This window comes from Rhizobium sp. ZX09 (assembly GCF_017357485.1).
GTDB lineage: Bacteria > Pseudomonadota > Alphaproteobacteria > Rhizobiales > Rhizobiaceae > Agrobacterium > Agrobacterium pusense.
The window spans coordinates 1,277,283-1,292,533 of the sequence record NZ_CP031363.1; the positions used below are offsets into that span (position 1 = coordinate 1,277,283).

Consider the following 15,251-nt stretch of genomic DNA (forward strand, 5'->3'; position numbering starts at 1 on the left):
GTTCCCAAAAAAGCGGGCGTTGCAGCGCCCGCTTTCTCAGCGGAGAAAAACCATGAGCAAACATAAGCCAGTTATGGACTGGCAGGCCATAAAGGCCGAAGTCCATCGAAGAGGAATGACGCTAACTGAACTCGCAGTTAGAAATGGATTTCATCGCTCCCTGCTACGGAAACTGAACACCACAACTCACTACAATGGACAGGCCGCGCTTGCCGCCTTCATTGATCAGAAGCCCGAAAACCTCTGGCCGACTCGTTACCCGAAGAAAAGCTCCGGGATACTGGATAGCGCAAAATGGCCGCCGTTAGAAAGTCAAAAATCTAACGCCTCTGCTGACATGATGGTGGCGGCATGAACAACATGTTGTCAAACGCCCGTCATTCTACTGACAGCGAAGTCATTCCCTTCTTCCACGACTTGCCGAAAGCCGCCGTCTCGTCTGCCGCTCGTCTATGGGATGAAGCGCAGTCTGCCAGCTACAACGGCCAGACTGCCTATCAGGACTTCGCGCAGGATTTGCGTTTCCTCCATATCGAGCCGCCGCCACGCGCCATTGTGAAGCGCTGGATTGCCGGTGTTCAGGCAAACCTCATTCCCCGCCCGGGCGAGAAGCCAAGGGCTGCCATTTCCGCTCCGGTTGCATCCACCGCCCAGCAGGAAAAACGATGGGAGCCGGAGAACGACCGCCGTCACCGTCACGGCATCGCACAGGAAAGGCTTGCAGCCGCACTGCCTGAGTTTCAGCCGTCACCGGTGAAGGCGAAAGCGGAGCTGGCAGTCCGCGCGGTCGATGCCATGGTGGCAGCGCCGGAGAGTGCGGAGCCCGTACGCCCATTGATTGCCGCCGAAATCGATCCAGAGACGCGTAAGATCAGCACGCTTGGGATACTTGCAGAACTCCCTGCGTCCAGCGACTTCGACACGCTTGCTGCTCGTCTGTACGAGGCAACCCTTGCCGATATCAGACGCGACGCTGAGGCCAAAGCCGCCAAGCTTGTGGCCAGCCGCCTGCGCGAGATTGCCGACAAGTACGACGCTTCCGCCGCCTGATCCTCCCCCTTTCATCGCGCCGATCCGGTTCTTGCGTCCGGCGCGATCCTGCGGAGCCGCCGCGCCGTCCCCCGTTGGCGGCTCCGCATAGACGACATCACCTACATTTCAGGTCTAATAGATGCCCAAACCGCAAGCCGCCGTCAAAATCGATATTCGCACGAAAGAAGTGCGTGATATTCCCCTTTCCGAAATCGACATTCCCGAAAACCGCGCCCGCTCGTTCGATCCGGATGAGGCCAAGGTGCTCTCCTTCATTATCGCTACTACCGGCCTTCAGAACCCCATTCGTGTCCGCGCGGTTGGCAACCGTTTCCGTCTGGTTGCGGGGCGGAAACGCCTCGAAGCAATCCGTCTTCTCGAATGGGAGGCAATCCCATCCACCGTTTCGACTGCTGCAACCGACGACGATGCTCGGCTTGAAGAGGTCATGGAGAACCTTGGCCGATACGATCTTAACAAGCTCGACCGCTGCCAGCATCTTTATGAGCTCAAGCTGGTCTATGAGCGCCTGCATCCAGAAGCGAAGCACGGCGGCGATCGCAAGTCGGAAATCAAAACGCAAAATTTGCGTCTTGATCCAGAAAGCCCGGAAATCTTCGGTTTTGCCGCCACGATGGCCGAGAAAATCGGCATGTCCCGCCGCTCCATTGAGCTTGCCGTTGAAATCTGGACGGGTCTCACACCGGAAAGCCGCCAGCGCTTGGCCGGGACGCGGCTGGCAAACCACCAGTCGGGTCTGAAGGAGCTTTCCGAACAGTCACCGGCTGCGCAAGCAGGGGTCTTGGACCTGCTTCTTTCTGAACCCGCCGCCGCTTCTACGGTCAGCGAGGCGGTGACGATTGTCCGGAAGGGAACGGTGATGACGCCAGCGGAAAAGAAGCTGGAGACCGTCAAGCGTACCCTGAATTCCCTACCTGCACCGGTCGCTGACGCGGCGGTGTCAGCACAGGTCGATGCCCGCATCGCAGAGATGAAGAAGAACATCGCGATCCTGAGCAAGTTCTTTGCCGACCTGAAGGATGACGATCTGGATAGCGTCATCGACCAGAATGAAGACCGCGTTATTGCCTCGCTCAAGCGCCGGGGACGCATCCAGTAATGTCCCGCCGCCGCGATCCCCTCACCAAAGACCTGTTCAGTTGGGAGCCGCCCAAGGTGGCTGTCGGCTACAGCGAAGACGTGGTCGGTCGCGGTCGGCTGGAAAACAAGATTGCACGGCTGATTGCCCATGCCCTTCGCGATGCCCGCGAAGACGGCCTTAGCCGTGACGACATAGCGCAGCAGATCAGCAAATTTCTCGACCGGAAGGTGTCGGTGGAAATGCTCAACAAGTGGACCTCCGAAGGCTCGGAAGGCCACCGCATCCCGCTCGACGCATTTATCGCCCTCGTTCACGCGACCGGCGCGAAAGACCTGCTCGGCTTTGTGCCGGGGCAGTTCGGATTGACGGTCATCGAGAACGAATATGCCGACCTGATCGAACAGCGCCTTCTGGAAGAACATCGCGAGGAAATCGACGCTCGTATTCGGGCGCTCGATACCCGCAGGAGAGCAAAACGATGATAGCCAAGGAATGGTTTACCGCAGGGGAACTGGCGAAAATCGCCGCAGAACGCGGGCTGAAAAGCAGCGTTTTCCCGAATTCGGAGCGCGGCGTTAGGGACCGCGCCAAAGAAGAAGGCTGGAACGACCTTCCGGAAAATCTGTGCCGCGACCGCGCCGCCGTAGGTGGCGGTCGGGAATACCATCTGAACATCCTGCCGGATATCATGCATACGGTCATCACCGGGCGCGAGATCAGGGCGCATCAGCTTGCCGCGCAGGAAAAAGAACGCGAGACCGCCCGCAAGAAGGTTGCGGCGCTTTCTGTCACATCGCTGCGGTTCCGTCAGCGTCAGGCCATGGAGGCGCGCGGCGAAATCCTCCTTTCCATCGACCGTTATATCACCATGAAAGGCGGATGGGGTCGCCGTAAGGGCATACTGGATTTCGTTCAGGCGCAGGAAGAACACGCTGAACGTCAAGCAGCCTTGGAAAAGGTTGAGGCAGGTAAAGCCCTGACAGACCGTGAGCGTGTCCTTCTGGAGCGTGTCTCGCTTCTTGCCGATCCGGACGGTTTCGGGCTGCTGGAAGATACCCTGCGCCTTGCCAATGACCGGTCTGGCGACAAGTTCCGGATTTCCCGCGCCACCGTTTATGAGTGGTTCAGCGCCCGCGATACTGGCGGCATCACCGCCCTTGCGCCCGCGTTGACGAAGACGGAAGAACCCATCTCGGAAGAGTTTTCCGCCTTCCTCAAATTCTACTGCAAGCCGTCGAAGCTGGCGGCAACGGAAGCGTTAGAGGACTACAAGGCAGAAAACCCCGGCAGCAAGCTGACGATTGAGCATGTGCGTTATACGCTGCGCCATAAGCTGAACGACATTGAAAAGAATGTCGGTCGTGAGGGACTTCTAACGCTTCGGTCGCGCATGGCCTATATCCAGCGCTCGACGGAAAACCTGTTTCCGACCACGATCTATACGGCAGACGGCAAGACCTTCGACGCCGAAGTCGAGAACCCGTTTTCGAAGAAGCCGTTCAAACCGGAAATCACCTCCATCCTCGACGTGGCAACCCGCCGGTGCGTCGGCTTCTCCATCGCCCTCAAGGAAAACGTCATCTCGGTGACGGAGGCCCTGCGCAACGCCTGCTGCGACCATGGTATTCCGGCGATCTTCTACACCGACCGTGGCCCCGGCTATAAAAACAAGACGCTCGACGGCGATGTGAACGGTCTCATGGGCCGCCTGTCCATCACCAAGATGCACGCGCTTCCCTACAATTCGCAGGCCAAGGGCATTATCGAGCGGTTCAACGGTTCTGTATGGAACCCGCTTGCCCGCAAGCTGCCCACCTATCTCGGCGCAGAAATGGACAAGGAAGCCGCCAAGATTGCCCACAAGGCAACCCGCAGCGACCTGAAGGAATTTGGCTCATCTCGCCTTCTGCCATCATGGGACGATTTCCGGGCCATGTGCGAAAATGCCATCGCCAAGTACAACGACCGTCCGCATGACGGCCTGCCACGCTTCCGCGATGAGCGCACCGGTAAATACCGCCACTATTCCCCCAATGAGTTTTGGGCGCTGCATGTTGCTGATGGTTTCGAGCCGGTCCCGGTTGATGACGATCTGCGCGACGATCTGTTCCGCCCCTACGAAATCCGCGTCGCCCGTCGCGGCCTCGTGGAATGGAATACGAACCATTATTACCACGCGGCGCTGGAGCGCTACCACGGCGAAGAAGTCATGGTCGGCTACGACTTCGCGCAGGCCCGTTATGTTTGGGTACGCGAGATCGACCGCGAGGAAGGCCAGCCGGGTCCGCTGATCTGCGTTGCCGACTTCACCGGCAACAAGACCGACTATGTGCCGCGTACCTTCCAGCAGGCGGCGGAAGACGCCCGCCACAAGGGGCGCGTCAAGCGCAACGAGGCGAAGCGCCGCGACATCGATGCCGAATACATCGCCCCGTATCTGCTGGAAGAAACCCCGATCCAGCCCATGCCCTTCATCGATATCGCGCCCGAGCCGGTTCCGGCCGGTCCTGTGCTGGTGATCGACAATTCTGAAGCCCCTTCAGCGGCGTCCGGAGCCGCAGAGACCGCCCGCAGGCTGACCTTCGCGACCGACGAGGCGCTTGCGGCATGGGCGTTAGAAAATCCGGAAAAACTGACAGCCAATCAGGTGGGTGTTTTGCGTCGATGCCTCCAGAGGCAAACCACCATTGAGCTGTTTCGACTGTCAGGCATCGACGTGGACGCCCTTCGTAACGTCATCCGCGCCGCTGCCTGACGCCAACACACACGAGGAAAAATACGCATGAAAAACACATTTGTCGAGACCAGCAACGTGAAGCGCTTTCTTTCGGCGTTGTCGGCTCTGGAAGATCGCGGCGCGCAGGAGGCTTGCCTTGCCGTGGTCGATGGTGAACCCGGCTTGGGCAAAACCACGACGCTCAAGAATTGGGTGGCCCAAAGCGGCTGGGTCTACCTGCGGGCCAAGAAAGAATGGAAATCCGCGTGGATGATGAACGAGCTGCTGGAAGCGCTGCCCGTCAAGCCGCCCTACAGCATCGAGAAGAAATACGAAACGATCCTGCGCGAGCTTGGCAGCCGTCATTCTGCCGCCCTGATGTCCAAGCGCACTTTCGGCCTTGTGATTGACGAGGCGGACCACATTTCGACCAAGGAAGCCCTGCTCGAAACCGTGCGCGACATTTCCGACATGCTGGAAATGCCCGTCATCCTCGTGGGCATGGGCAAGATCAACGACAACATTTCCCGCTTCCCGCAGATTTCCAGCCGCATCAGCCAGCGCGTCAAATTCCAGAAGGCCAGCCGCGAGGATATCCGGCTGCTGATCGACCGCAAATGCGAGGTCAAGGTGGCCGATTGCCTCGTTGATTTCGTGCTGAAGGTTTCACAGGGGTTTAACCGCGAAGTTCTGGAAGCCATCGCCAATATCGAAAAGTTCGGCCTGCGCGCCGATCCCGGCCCGGCAGGTGTGACCGTGGCCGATATGTCGGGCTTGAAAGTTCTCAGCGACCGGCGCACCAGCAAGCCCATTCATGTCCCGGAGTTCGCCTGATGCAACGGGATAGCTCGACCCTGCATTTTGACCGTGTTTTTGAAGCGCTCGACGGCACGGCGTGCCTGACGCTCGACACCCTTGAGGAAAAATCCGGCCTGACGCGGACACAGCTTGCCCGCGTCACGGCCAAGATGGTCACGGCCGCCCTGATCGAGCGCCGCAAGATGGGTTGCTACCAGCTCACGGCTGTAGGGCAAAAGGCGAAACGCACCGGCAATATCCCAATGCCGGTGCAGCCGATCCGCCCCGCCGCACCTCCTACCGACAGTTTCCGTCAGCGGCTTTGGTCCATCATGCGGATGTCCGGGACTTTCATGGCGGCCGAATTGGTCATGGCGGCGAATTGGCCGCTGAAGCGCCCGGAATTCGAAGCGGGAAAATACCTGCTTGCCCTGAAGCGGGCGGGCTACCTCATCGAATTGCCGAAAGGCCCGAGAGGCCAAATGCGCTACCGGCTTGTCCGCAATTCCGGATTGCTTGCCCCTGTCGTCAGCAGTGTCGATGGCAGCGTCTACGACCCTAACACCAGAGAGGCCGTGCCATGCGCCAAGCAAGCCTGATGCCTCTTGTCGATCCCGCGTGGCTGGACGTTCTGCGTGCTGAAGCCGCCAAGCCTGACCGCACGAAAAAGCAGATCGGTGACGAATTGGGCGTGTCGCGCACGGCGATATCGCTGCTTTGCTCCGGAACCTACAGCGCTGGCATGAACAAGGTGCAGGCGAAGATCGCGCACAAGGTCATGGCGCTCTACGGGCAGCAGGTTTGGTGCCCGCATGTTCGTGACGCCATCGCCCCCGGCACCTGCGTTAGCCATCGCGAAGCGCCGATGGCGAAAAGTGATCCTGTCAAGCTCAAACAATGGCTGGCGTGCCAGTCATGTCCGCAGAACCCAAAAAACCACAAGAAACCGGAGCCGGCCAATGCTGTCTGACGCCGCCGCGCAGCTGCGCGACCGATTGTTGCCGCTCGTTAACGGGCTGGATGCCCCGGAGCTTTTTCTAACGCTGCGCCTCATGGAGATGGAGGCGAAGCACATGGAAATGACCATCGAATACCTGACCGGCCGCCCGCATGTGCCGCTCAACGGTCAGTTGCTTTCTTCCATCGCCCTTGTTTCCGACCACTGAAAGGAACCCAAAGATGCTGAAGCTCTCGGCTCTCCTGTCCCTCCTGCGAATTCACCTGAAGGCCCACGAACGCGGCGGCGTTGCCATGCCGCCAGAAGCGGCCGGAACCATCGCAAGCCTTCTTTCGTCCTGCGAGGCCCATGCGAAAGACATGGAAGCGGCGCTGCAATCGACCACGGCCACTCCGGTCGATCTGCGCCCGCTGCTTTCGGAGAACGTCGTGTCCCTTTCCGCCTTCGCCAGCGCCCGCAAGACCACGCCTTCCAACAATCCTACCGAAACTGCCTGATACGAGGTTCATTTCACATGAAATCTGCACTGAAAAAGAAATCCAAAGCCATCTCCCGCGTTCCCCAGACCCGTGAGGACGCCATCCGGGCAGTTGGCCGCGTCGGCACGCTGCGCCGCGAGATCGCCGCCAGAAAGGCGTTAGCGGACGAGGCGATCCGTATGATTGGCGAACGGTTTGAAGCCGATACTGCCGATTTTGCTGCCGAGCTGGCGGAACACGAGCGCGGCGTGCAGGCATGGTGCGAAGCCAATCGCATGATCCTTACCAACAACGACAAGGTCAAATTCCACGACTTCGGCACGGGCACCGTCCGGTGGCGCTCACTTCCTGCCAGTGTCTCCATCCGTGGCGCGGAAGCCGTCATTGAGGCTCTCAAGTCTCTCGGCCTGAAGGCGTTCATCCGCGAGAAGGAGGAAATCAACAAGGAAGCCATGCTGAACGATCCTGACAAGGCGCGAACCGTTGCGGGCGTCACGATCAAATCCGAGGGCGAAGTGTTCGCAATCGAACCGCTTGAACTCGAAATTTCGACGGTTCAGTGAGGCGGTATCGCATGAGCTACGATTATATTCGCTCCTCTTATGGCGTTGAAGTGACCGTGAACCAGTTCGTCAAACATACCGTGACGGGCCGGATTGGCACGGTCATGCCGGAGAATCTGAGTGCCGGCCACTACGTCCAGGTACTCTTTCGTGGTGATAAGCACGTCATGCCTTGCCACCCTCGCGAACTGGAGGATGCGAATGAGTTCTGATCGCACTCTCCTGTCATCCTTCGCGCAGGGGTTCGCTCTTTGCTCCCCTGAAGGAACATTGCTGCCGCATAGCTTCCGCCCCACGAAAGCGGAAGCGATTGCTTCTGTTTTCATCGATCCTGCCACCTGCGATGCAAACTGGCAGACGGCTGAAGCGCAGGGCATGACGATTGAGTTCGTATATGCCCGTATCTTCCAGCCGCGCTTCTTCGCATCCGCCGTTCTCGATGCCATGGCGGAAAAAGAAGTGGCAGGTGCCGCATGAACAGGGAAACGTTAGCCAAACGCATCGCCGCCCTTCGCCAGATGACGGTAGAGCGCGGCTGCACAGAAGCCGAAGCGTTATCCGCTGCGGCAAAAGCTGCCGAGCTGATGCGCGAATATGGCCTTTCGGAAAACGACATTACCGTGGACGAGCAGGCCGTGAAATCCCGCACGAAAGGCCATTCTGCCCGTGATCCGCTTTGGGATATGCTCTGCCACTGCACCAATACCGTCGCCATCATCCTCGAAGATCGCAGCGAATGCCGCCGTGCCTTTGTCGGCATCGATCCCGGCCCTGCGATAGCGACCTATCTTTATGTAGTTCTTGACCGGGCAGTGGATAAGGAAATCGCCTTGTTCAAGGCCAGCCCATTTTATCGCCGTCGCCGCACGGTCGCGACCAGACGGCAGGCCGCGCAGGATTTTACTTCGGGCCTCGTGGCGCGCCTGCGCCGTCGCCTGCGTGATCTGTTCGCGGAAAGCGTTTCAGCCGCCGCCCTCAAAAACGCCATTGCTGCCCGTGCCGAGCGCTATCCCGACACCACGTCAATCGCAAACAGAGACACGAAAACGCGCTTCAATGAGGCTATTGCGGCGGGCTGGCTGTCTGGCAACAATATCAACCTGTCACATGGTGTTGATGGCACGGCGCAAGCGCCGAAAATGATTGGCGGTGCTGAATGAATACCATCGCCATGATCAACGTTGCCAAGTCGCAGCTCGAATTGGAAGAAACCGAGTACCGTGGTCTGCTGGTTCGGGTGACGGGAATTGCATCGCTCCGTGCCATGTCGGAACGCCAGCGCATCGCGGTGGTGGATGAATTCAAACGTCTCGGCTTCAAGGTACAGCCGGGGAAATCGGCCAAGGGAAAGCTGGAGAAACATCGCCCGACCGCCAACCGGCCGTGGTCGCGTTATATTCACGCGCTGTGGAAGTCCTGCGCGCGGCTCGGCGTAATTGACGACGCCTCCGTGAAGGCGCTCAACGCCTTCTGCAAGCGGTTCGTTTCGCCGGAAGATACCAAGATTGTTGTCGATGTGGATTTTCTGTCCCAAGCGCAGGCCGAGCCGATTGTGTCTGCGCTGAAGGCGATGGAGAAGCGCGGAAAGGCAGGTAAGCTATGAGCCTACTTACAAGCCGCCGTTCCCATCGCAGCACCGCCTGCCTTGTAGGATGCGGGGTCGTAAATCCACACAGTTTTCAACGATCCACTCGGAGCAGCATCGGTAATAACTTCGCAAAGGTATTCGGCAAAACCATCCCTGCTGCTGCCATCTGCCGCCATTGCCACCCAAAGCACGTTCTGGCTCGGCATACGCCATTTGGCGTCCAGCACGGTCTTTTCCGCCTTAACGGCGGAGAGCGCCTTTTTCTGCCAATCTGCACCAGCCTGGGCCGCGAAAGGCGTAGCGACAGACAAAATGGCGGCAATAAGCAACTTCATGGAAACATCCTCGTTTCTAACGCTCAACGTGTAGCAGCGGCGCTGACCGTTATGCAATCGGTTTTGCTGGATATGGTTTCCGGCCGTCAGGTGGTGCTGGCATGACCGACGCTCGCCCAATGCCCGCATCCATTGAAGAAATCGCTGAAACCATCGGCATGCGTCTGGCGTTGAAGATCGTGCAGACCTATGGCGGCATGGAGATCAAGTTCCCGAAAAACCCGCACGATCAGCATGCCGTCATTCTGGCTCTTGGCAAAGAGGATGGGTATGAGGTATGCAAATATATGGGCGGATCGCTTTTGTCGGTCCCGCACTGCCGCCCGCCGCGCAGCCTCAAGGCCGATATAAGGCGTCTGGAGGCAGAGGGGCTGTCCCGCGGGGAAATTGCCCGACGCCTTGGCATCACGCAGCGGTGGGTCCGCGAAGTTGCCAACGCCCCGCCAAGCAATCAGTTTGATCTCTTCGAAAACATCTGACCGGAACCGAGTTCCGGTCTTTTTCATATAGTGACCTTTGCCAAAGTCCTCGCAACTGCAAACCGCACCCGCGAGGCGACATGTCCACCATCAAAAACCAGACCACGTTCTTTTCTTACATTCGCCGTGCGCCTTTCGGTGGCCGCCTGACGCAAAGCCAGATCGACGGCATTAACGTCATTCTGGAACAGTGGGAATATTACAAGCTCATCGACCGCCGCTGGCTGGCAAACATCCTCGCGCAGATTTTCCATGAGACGGGCGGCAAGATGCAGCCGATCCGTGAGGCGAACGCCTCTTCCGACGCGCAGGCGAAAAGCCGTCTTGAAGCGGCATGGAAGTCGGGAAAGCTCGGCTCCGTCAAAAACCCTTACTGGCGTGATGGCTGGTTCGGTCGTGGCTTCATCCAGCTCACCCACAAGGTCAACTACGAAGAGCTTGGTGATGAACTGGGTGTTGATCTCGTCAGCAATCCGGCGAGGGCCATGGACCCGGTTATCAGCGCCCGCATCGCCATCGTCGGGATGACCAGAGGTCTTTTCACCGGCAAGAAGCTTTCCGACTATTTCAACGACAAGGTGGATGACGCTGAAGGCGCACGCCGGATCGTCAACGGTACCGACAAGGCGAAGCTGATCGCCGGCTATCACAAGAATTTCCTTGACGCCATTGAAGCCGCTTCCGTGCCGCTTCAAGAAACCGACGCCAATCACGCACTGGCGACGGCCGATGACGTCAAACCGTCCGCCAGTGGTTCGGTCAAAACGCTGATCGGCAGCACTGTTGGCACGGCCGTCGCGTCTGCCCTTGTCGGCGTTAATAACCCATGGGCCTTCGGCGTCACGGCGCTGTTGCTGCTGATGGGTGGCGGCGCGCTCTACATGTTCGGTTCGGGCCGCTGGTCGGTCAATCGCATCAAGGGGATTTGATGATAACTGCCCTGTTGCGATGGCTTTCCGGTGATTTGGCAGGCGCGCTCACCCGCGCCTACGACATGCGGCTGAAGGCGGAAAACGACCAGCAACGGCTTATTGCCGATGCTGCGATTTCCGATGTCAACCGCCAGATCGACGCGGCCCGGAACGCCAAGGAAATCCGGCTGGCGTCTTCAGGCTTCTGGGAAATGCGGCTTATCACGGCGATCATCGCCGGGTGCTTTGCGCTTCACCTTCTTCTTGTCACGCTCGACACCTGTTTCAAGCTGGGCTGGGCAATCCCGAAGTTTCCCGCGCCGTTTGACGAGTGGCAGGGCGCGATCCTCCTTTCCTTCTTCGGTATTCAGGCTGTCGGCGGCGGTCTGAATGCGATTGCCGCCGCCATTCGAGGACGCCGATGAACGGCTTTGATTTCCCTGCTCATATCGCCGCCAAGGTGGAACAGGCTCACACAAGGATCGATGAAGTGGCCGTTCGTGTAACCGCGTTGGAACGGGACAGCGCCGTCCGTGACGAAAGAATGGACGGCATCCGAACCAGCCTCACCAAAATCGAAACCTCCATCGGCAAGGTCGTATGGCTGGTGGCCGCTGCGATCATCGGCGGCATCATGACATTTATTCTGAAAGGCGGATTGAGTGGCTAACGATATGGAAACCCGCCGCAAGGCCCGCTCCGATTATGTCTATCGGCGGATGACGCTTGCCACCATCGCCGTGACGCTGAACGTCAGTCAGGCCACCATTGGCCGCTGGAAGGCGGCGGCGAAAGCCGATGGCGACGATTGGGACATGGCCCGCTCCGGCGCGGTGCTTGCCGGTGAAGGTCTCGACGTTGTCGTGTCGTCGGTTGTCGAAGATTTCGTCATCATGGCGCAGGCGCTGCTGGACGAGGTCAAGAACAACAAAGACCTCTCCATTGACCAGAAGATCAAGCACATGGTGGCGCTGGGCGATGCCATGGTGAAGGTCACGGCATCTGCCGGAAAGCTGGCGCCTAAAATCTCCGAGCTGGGCGTGGCGCAGTCCGTTGTCCAGCATCTCATTGCCTTCGTTCAGGAGCAGTTCCCGCAGCACATTTCCGTGGTGCAGGAAATCCTTGTTCCGTTCGGTGACAGGATCGCGAGCGCCTTCTCGTCATGATGAAAAAACCGGTCCTGAAGGCGAAGGTCAGCGACAAGGATTTTCGCGACTGGATCGCGGATGAAGCCGACAAGCTCGCCCGGTGGGTGGACCTGTCGGTTTCGGCTTTTGCAGCCGATCCGAAGGCCAAAGCCGAGCGCCTGGCTAAAGTCAGAATTCCCGAAACAGGCTTCCAGTATTTTCTGGAAACCTACCTGCCGCACTATGTGAAGGGCGAGCATAGCCTTTTTCACAAGACGATCTTTGCCCGCGTTCCGGAAATCCTCGCCTCCGAAAAGGGCGTTAGAGATTTGTTCATCGCGCCACGCGGTTCGTCCAAATCTACCCACCTGTCGCTCGGCTTTGCGCTTTATTGCATCTGCCTTGGCTTCAAGCGGTATATTCTGGAGGTCTGCGACGTGTACGCGCAGGCCGCGCTGCTGATAGAGGCGATCAAAGCCGAACTGACGGAAAATCCCCGCCTTGCCAACGATTTTCCCGAGGTTGCCGGTCAGGGACGTGTCTGGCGTGAAGGCGAGATCGTCACCAAGAACAATATCCGCGTCGAAGGGCTTGGCGCGAACCAGAAACTGCGCGGCCGTCGCCATGGTCCATATCGTCCGGACCTGATGTTCTTTGACGATCTGGAGAATGACGAGGCCGTGCGGTCGCCCGAGCAGCGCAAGAAGCTCGAAACTTGGATCAAGCGCGCCGCCTTGAAGGTCGGGCCGCCTGACGGCTCCATGGACGTGGTCTGGGTCGGGACCGTCCTTCATTATGACGCCGTGCTTGTTCGTGCCGCGAAATCGCCGGTCTGGCGTGTTGCCGAGTTTCAGGCGGTCATTCAGTTTCCCGACCGGATGGACCTTTGGGACCAGTTCGAAGAAGTCTACCAGAATGACGGTGAGGACGCCGCCCGCGCATTTTACGCCGAGCGCAAGGCGGATATGGACGCCGGTGCCATCGTCAACTGGCCTGCGATCCAGCCGCTTATCTTCCTTATGCTGGAGCGGGCGTCGGACCATGACAGCTTCGCGACCGAATATCAGAACAAGCCGATCAACGAGGCCAGCCCTTTCAAGGATATAACGTTCTGGGTTTTGCAGCAGCCCGATCTTATCCATTTCGGGGCCATCGACCCCTCGCTTGGCAAAAAGGGCCATGGCCGCGATCCGAGCGCTATTCTTGTCGGCGGCTTCAACCGGCTGCACGGCACCATGGATTTGCTGGAAGCCTCCATTCGCCGCCGTCTGCCCGATATCATCATTTCCGATGTCATCGCCTTGCAGCGGCAATATCGCTGCCTGCTTTGGTTCGTGGAAGCCGTCCAGTTTCAGGAATTCCTGCGTACCACATTGATGGCGACGGCAGCACGGCAGGGCGTGGGTATTTCCGCCGTACCGGTTACACCTATCGCGGACAAGGATTTGCGCATTGAGCGGCTTCAGCCACCCGTCGCGGGCGGATTGATCCGTCTCAATAAAACGCAACAGACGCTGATCGACCAGCTTCAGCAATGGCCGAACGCCGATCACGATGACGGCCCGGACTGCCTCGACATGCTCTGGCAGCACACGCTCGAATATGCGGGCGGTGCCACGGCCGGAGCAGGCGGCGGGATTAATACGGCTGCGAACAGCAGTCAGCAGAGACTTGGAGGGTATCGCTTATGAGCCGCCGCAGGAAACAGAAATCGGCCTCTTTTGCAGAAGAAGCGGTCACGGCAGCCGAACGCAAGAACCTGCCCGCAGACGCCCGTGCGTTGATTGCTAACGCAACGAACGACATCACCATCCCGTTTTTCAGTGGCGCGCTTCAGCATGCCGACGACACGCTCATCCAGCGCGGCGGCGGCAAGGGTCTCAAAATCTATGACGAGATCAAGCGCGACACCCATGCCTCCGCCATCCTTACCAAGCGCAACAAACATCTTGTCGCCCGCGAATGGGAATGCATCGCCGCATCCGACAAGCCGCAGGACGTGGAAGCGGCGGATTTCGTGCGCAAGACGTTAGGCAAATTGCCCTTCGACCGTATCTCCGAAGACCTGTCCGGCGGCGCTATCCTGAAAGGCTTTTCCGTTTCAGAAATCGTCTGGAAGCGTGACGACAACCGGATCGTGCCGGAAAAGATCGTAACCCACGATCAGCGCCGCTTCGCTTTCGGCCATGACTGGCGGCCGCGCCTCTTGACCTGGACAAACATGAACGAAGGCGAGGAACTGCCTGACCGCAAGTTCATCGTGCATCGCCATGGCGTCGTCGGTAATAACCCTTATGGGCTTGGCCTCGGCTCGCAGCTCTTCTGGGCGGTGCTGTTCAAGCGCGAGGGCGTTGCCTTCTGGCTGCATTTTCTGGAGAAGTTCGCAGGCCCGACCGTCATAGCCGAAACGCCGTATGGAATGCTGTCAGACGAACAGAACCAGCTTCTGCAGAAGCTCGCCAGCATCCAGACCAGCGCCGCCATCACCGTGCCAAAGGGGGCGGACGTAAAGTTTCTGGAAGCGGCACGCTCCGGATCGGTCAGCTACCGGGAATGGATGGAATATTGGGACCGCCAGATTTCCATCTGTATTCTTGGTGAGACCCTCACCACCGATATCGGTTCTCACGGTTCGAAGGCCGCCGCAGAAACCCATGCCGATATTCTTGACCTGCTGGTGGATAGCGATGCAGACCATCTTTCCGATACGTTCCACGAGCAGCTCGTGCAGTGGCTGATCGACTACAATTTCCCCGGCGCTGGCGTTCCCCGCGTCTGGCGCGTGCGTCCGAGCAACGAAAAGTCCAAGGCCGAAACCCGCAAGGCAAAGGCGGAAGCCGCCAGTTCGGAGAATGCGGCGCTGGTCGAAATCCTCAAATCCGCCGCCATGATGGATGATGACGATACGGCCCGCGAGTTCATCGTGTCGTTTGAACTGACGCATGCGCTTTCGGAAACGGCCATTGACCGGCTGGTGGAAGCGCGCTTCGCCTTCTCGGAACGAGGCAAGCGTGATGCTGTGTTGCGCAAGGCAGCCGCTGAGAACCCTGCCTTCGCCGCCCTGTTCGGGGCGCTCGACGTAAAAAAAAACTCCGTAGCTCGGTAGGTTTTGCGGCCGACCCCGATCCGGTCAGCGATGTTGCCGACCGGGTTGAGGAATTAG

General features: G+C 58.9%; 23 protein-coding genes. 22 read left to right on the plus strand and 1 reads right to left on the minus strand.

The annotated features are described in order from the left end of the window. The first annotated feature begins 52 nt into the window (after positions 1 to 52). The 15 genes from BTN45_RS06215 to BTN45_RS06285 all read left to right on the plus strand — a co-directional run bounded on the left by BTN45_RS06215 (position 53) and on the right by BTN45_RS06285 (position 9,251). Entirely contained in the window at positions 53 to 355 is a 303-nt protein-coding gene (locus BTN45_RS06215; protein ID WP_207589312.1) for a helix-turn-helix domain-containing protein, read from the plus strand. After that, positions 352 to 1,050, plus strand: a complete 699-nt coding sequence (locus BTN45_RS06220) for a hypothetical protein (protein WP_207589314.1) — start codon at positions 352 to 354, stop codon at positions 1,048 to 1,050. Before BTN45_RS06215 ends, BTN45_RS06220 begins: the two co-directional genes overlap by 4 nt. A gap of 121 nt (positions 1,051 to 1,171) precedes the next feature. Beyond that, on the plus strand, positions 1,172 to 2,152 hold the full coding sequence (locus BTN45_RS06225; protein ID WP_207589316.1) for a ParB/RepB/Spo0J family partition protein: 981 nt from the start codon (positions 1,172 to 1,174) through the stop codon (positions 2,150 to 2,152). After that, on the plus strand, positions 2,152 to 2,616 hold the full coding sequence (locus tag BTN45_RS06230) for a hypothetical protein (protein WP_246751667.1): 465 nt from the start codon (positions 2,152 to 2,154) through the stop codon (positions 2,614 to 2,616). Before BTN45_RS06225 ends, BTN45_RS06230 begins: the two co-directional genes overlap by 1 nt. Beyond that, positions 2,613 to 4,889, plus strand: a complete 2,277-nt coding sequence (locus BTN45_RS06235; RefSeq protein ID WP_207589318.1) for a Mu transposase C-terminal domain-containing protein — start codon at positions 2,613 to 2,615, stop codon at positions 4,887 to 4,889. The genes BTN45_RS06230 and BTN45_RS06235 overlap by 4 nt, the downstream gene beginning before the upstream one ends. 27 nt (positions 4,890 to 4,916) lie before the next feature. Further along, positions 4,917 to 5,684, plus strand: coding sequence for an ATP-binding protein (locus BTN45_RS06240; protein ID WP_107326971.1), 768 nt, complete (start codon positions 4,917 to 4,919; stop codon positions 5,682 to 5,684). Next, a complete protein-coding gene (locus tag BTN45_RS06245) occupies positions 5,684 to 6,247 on the plus strand; it encodes a hypothetical protein (RefSeq protein WP_246751668.1) in 564 nt (187 codons plus the stop codon). The genes BTN45_RS06240 and BTN45_RS06245 overlap by 1 nt, the downstream gene beginning before the upstream one ends. Then, positions 6,229 to 6,618 (plus strand): helix-turn-helix domain-containing protein, encoded by a 390-nt coding sequence (locus BTN45_RS06250; RefSeq protein ID WP_234825297.1) that lies wholly within the window; start codon positions 6,229 to 6,231, stop codon positions 6,616 to 6,618. Before BTN45_RS06245 ends, BTN45_RS06250 begins: the two co-directional genes overlap by 19 nt. Continuing rightward, positions 6,608 to 6,814 (plus strand): hypothetical protein, encoded by a 207-nt coding sequence (locus BTN45_RS06255; protein WP_080828336.1) that lies wholly within the window; start codon positions 6,608 to 6,610, stop codon positions 6,812 to 6,814. The genes BTN45_RS06250 and BTN45_RS06255 overlap by 11 nt, the downstream gene beginning before the upstream one ends. A 13-nt stretch (positions 6,815 to 6,827) precedes the next feature. Continuing rightward, a complete protein-coding gene (locus BTN45_RS06260; protein ID WP_207589320.1) occupies positions 6,828 to 7,103 on the plus strand; it encodes a hypothetical protein in 276 nt (91 codons plus the stop codon). 17 nt (positions 7,104 to 7,120) lie between these two features. After that, positions 7,121 to 7,648: a host-nuclease inhibitor Gam family protein gene (locus BTN45_RS06265; protein WP_207589322.1), complete on the plus strand. Its 528-nt coding sequence runs from the start codon at positions 7,121 to 7,123 to the stop codon at positions 7,646 to 7,648. An 11-nt stretch (positions 7,649 to 7,659) separates the two neighbouring features. Further along, positions 7,660 to 7,860, plus strand: coding sequence for a hypothetical protein (locus tag BTN45_RS06270; RefSeq protein ID WP_207589324.1), 201 nt, complete (start codon positions 7,660 to 7,662; stop codon positions 7,858 to 7,860). Beyond that, entirely contained in the window at positions 7,850 to 8,125 is a 276-nt protein-coding gene (locus BTN45_RS06275; RefSeq protein WP_246751669.1) for a hypothetical protein, read from the plus strand. Before BTN45_RS06270 ends, BTN45_RS06275 begins: the two co-directional genes overlap by 11 nt. After that, positions 8,122 to 8,808, plus strand: a complete 687-nt coding sequence (locus BTN45_RS06280) for a DUF2786 domain-containing protein (RefSeq protein WP_207589326.1) — start codon at positions 8,122 to 8,124, stop codon at positions 8,806 to 8,808. Before BTN45_RS06275 ends, BTN45_RS06280 begins: the two co-directional genes overlap by 4 nt. Further along, positions 8,805 to 9,251, plus strand: coding sequence for a regulatory protein GemA (locus tag BTN45_RS06285; protein WP_207589328.1), 447 nt, complete (start codon positions 8,805 to 8,807; stop codon positions 9,249 to 9,251). Before BTN45_RS06280 ends, BTN45_RS06285 begins: the two co-directional genes overlap by 4 nt. Before the next feature lie 2 nt (positions 9,252 to 9,253). Here BTN45_RS06285 and BTN45_RS06290 read toward each other — a convergent pair whose 3' ends face one another. After that, positions 9,254 to 9,571 (minus strand): hypothetical protein, encoded by a 318-nt coding sequence (locus BTN45_RS06290; protein ID WP_137038148.1) that lies wholly within the window; start codon positions 9,569 to 9,571, stop codon positions 9,254 to 9,256. Positions 9,572 to 9,672: 101 nt separating this feature from the next. Between BTN45_RS06290 and BTN45_RS06295 the strand changes: the two genes are divergently transcribed. From BTN45_RS06295 to BTN45_RS06325, 7 genes are all read left to right on the plus strand, one after another. After that, a complete protein-coding gene (locus BTN45_RS06295) occupies positions 9,673 to 10,050 on the plus strand; it encodes a helix-turn-helix domain-containing protein (protein ID WP_207589330.1) in 378 nt (125 codons plus the stop codon). Between the two features lie 80 nt (positions 10,051 to 10,130). Further along, positions 10,131 to 10,979: a glycoside hydrolase family 19 protein gene (locus BTN45_RS06300; RefSeq protein ID WP_207589332.1), complete on the plus strand. Its 849-nt coding sequence runs from the start codon at positions 10,131 to 10,133 to the stop codon at positions 10,977 to 10,979. After that, positions 10,979 to 11,386, plus strand: coding sequence for a hypothetical protein (locus BTN45_RS06305; protein WP_207589334.1), 408 nt, complete (start codon positions 10,979 to 10,981; stop codon positions 11,384 to 11,386). The genes BTN45_RS06300 and BTN45_RS06305 overlap by 1 nt, the downstream gene beginning before the upstream one ends. Continuing rightward, positions 11,383 to 11,631 (plus strand): hypothetical protein, encoded by a 249-nt coding sequence (locus BTN45_RS06310; RefSeq protein ID WP_207589336.1) that lies wholly within the window; start codon positions 11,383 to 11,385, stop codon positions 11,629 to 11,631. Before BTN45_RS06305 ends, BTN45_RS06310 begins: the two co-directional genes overlap by 4 nt. Continuing rightward, positions 11,624 to 12,127, plus strand: a complete 504-nt coding sequence (locus BTN45_RS06315) for a DUF1804 family protein (RefSeq protein WP_035241014.1) — start codon at positions 11,624 to 11,626, stop codon at positions 12,125 to 12,127. Before BTN45_RS06310 ends, BTN45_RS06315 begins: the two co-directional genes overlap by 8 nt. After that, a complete protein-coding gene (gene terL, locus BTN45_RS06320) occupies positions 12,124 to 13,779 on the plus strand; it encodes a phage terminase large subunit (protein ID WP_207589344.1) in 1,656 nt (551 codons plus the stop codon). Before BTN45_RS06315 ends, terL begins: the two co-directional genes overlap by 4 nt. Beyond that, positions 13,776 to 15,194 (plus strand): DUF935 family protein, encoded by a 1,419-nt coding sequence (locus tag BTN45_RS06325; protein ID WP_207589346.1) that lies wholly within the window; start codon positions 13,776 to 13,778, stop codon positions 15,192 to 15,194. Before terL ends, BTN45_RS06325 begins: the two co-directional genes overlap by 4 nt. The last annotated feature ends 57 nt before the right edge of the window (positions 15,195 to 15,251 follow it).

Excerpts from the sequence above, each read along its gene's own strand:
- BTN45_RS06265 (WP_207589322.1), top strand. The coding sequence starts at position 7,121 with ATGAAATCTGCACTGAAAAAGAAATCCAAAGCCATCTCCCGCGTTCCC.
- BTN45_RS06300 (WP_207589332.1), top strand. The coding sequence starts at position 10,131 with ATGTCCACCATCAAAAACCAGACCACGTTCTTTTCTTACATTCGCCGT.
- BTN45_RS06250 (WP_234825297.1), top strand. The coding sequence starts at position 6,229 with ATGCGCCAAGCAAGCCTGATGCCTCTTGTCGATCCCGCGTGGCTGGAC.
- terL (WP_207589344.1), top strand. The coding sequence starts at position 12,124 with ATGATGAAAAAACCGGTCCTGAAGGCGAAGGTCAGCGACAAGGATTTT.
- BTN45_RS06215 (WP_207589312.1), top strand. The coding sequence starts at position 53 with ATGAGCAAACATAAGCCAGTTATGGACTGGCAGGCCATAAAGGCCGAA.
- BTN45_RS06255 (WP_080828336.1), top strand. The coding sequence starts at position 6,608 with ATGCTGTCTGACGCCGCCGCGCAGCTGCGCGACCGATTGTTGCCGCTC.
- BTN45_RS06275 (WP_246751669.1), top strand. The coding sequence starts at position 7,850 with ATGAGTTCTGATCGCACTCTCCTGTCATCCTTCGCGCAGGGGTTCGCT.
- BTN45_RS06230 (WP_246751667.1), top strand. The coding sequence starts at position 2,152 with ATGTCCCGCCGCCGCGATCCCCTCACCAAAGACCTGTTCAGTTGGGAG.
- BTN45_RS06280 (WP_207589326.1), top strand. The coding sequence starts at position 8,122 with ATGAACAGGGAAACGTTAGCCAAACGCATCGCCGCCCTTCGCCAGATG.
- BTN45_RS06260 (WP_207589320.1), top strand. The coding sequence starts at position 6,828 with ATGCTGAAGCTCTCGGCTCTCCTGTCCCTCCTGCGAATTCACCTGAAG.
- BTN45_RS06305 (WP_207589334.1), top strand. The coding sequence starts at position 10,979 with ATGATAACTGCCCTGTTGCGATGGCTTTCCGGTGATTTGGCAGGCGCG.
- BTN45_RS06310 (WP_207589336.1), top strand. The coding sequence starts at position 11,383 with ATGAACGGCTTTGATTTCCCTGCTCATATCGCCGCCAAGGTGGAACAG.
- BTN45_RS06270 (WP_207589324.1), top strand. The coding sequence starts at position 7,660 with ATGAGCTACGATTATATTCGCTCCTCTTATGGCGTTGAAGTGACCGTG.
- BTN45_RS06325 (WP_207589346.1), top strand. The coding sequence starts at position 13,776 with ATGAGCCGCCGCAGGAAACAGAAATCGGCCTCTTTTGCAGAAGAAGCG.
- BTN45_RS06220 (WP_207589314.1), top strand. The coding sequence starts at position 352 with ATGAACAACATGTTGTCAAACGCCCGTCATTCTACTGACAGCGAAGTC.
- BTN45_RS06225 (WP_207589316.1), top strand. The coding sequence starts at position 1,172 with ATGCCCAAACCGCAAGCCGCCGTCAAAATCGATATTCGCACGAAAGAA.
- BTN45_RS06290 (WP_137038148.1), bottom strand. The coding sequence starts at position 9,571 with ATGAAGTTGCTTATTGCCGCCATTTTGTCTGTCGCTACGCCTTTCGCG.
- BTN45_RS06235 (WP_207589318.1), top strand. The coding sequence starts at position 2,613 with ATGATAGCCAAGGAATGGTTTACCGCAGGGGAACTGGCGAAAATCGCC.
- BTN45_RS06285 (WP_207589328.1), top strand. The coding sequence starts at position 8,805 with ATGAATACCATCGCCATGATCAACGTTGCCAAGTCGCAGCTCGAATTG.
- BTN45_RS06240 (WP_107326971.1), top strand. The coding sequence starts at position 4,917 with ATGAAAAACACATTTGTCGAGACCAGCAACGTGAAGCGCTTTCTTTCG.
- BTN45_RS06295 (WP_207589330.1), top strand. The coding sequence starts at position 9,673 with ATGACCGACGCTCGCCCAATGCCCGCATCCATTGAAGAAATCGCTGAA.
- BTN45_RS06245 (WP_246751668.1), top strand. The coding sequence starts at position 5,684 with ATGCAACGGGATAGCTCGACCCTGCATTTTGACCGTGTTTTTGAAGCG.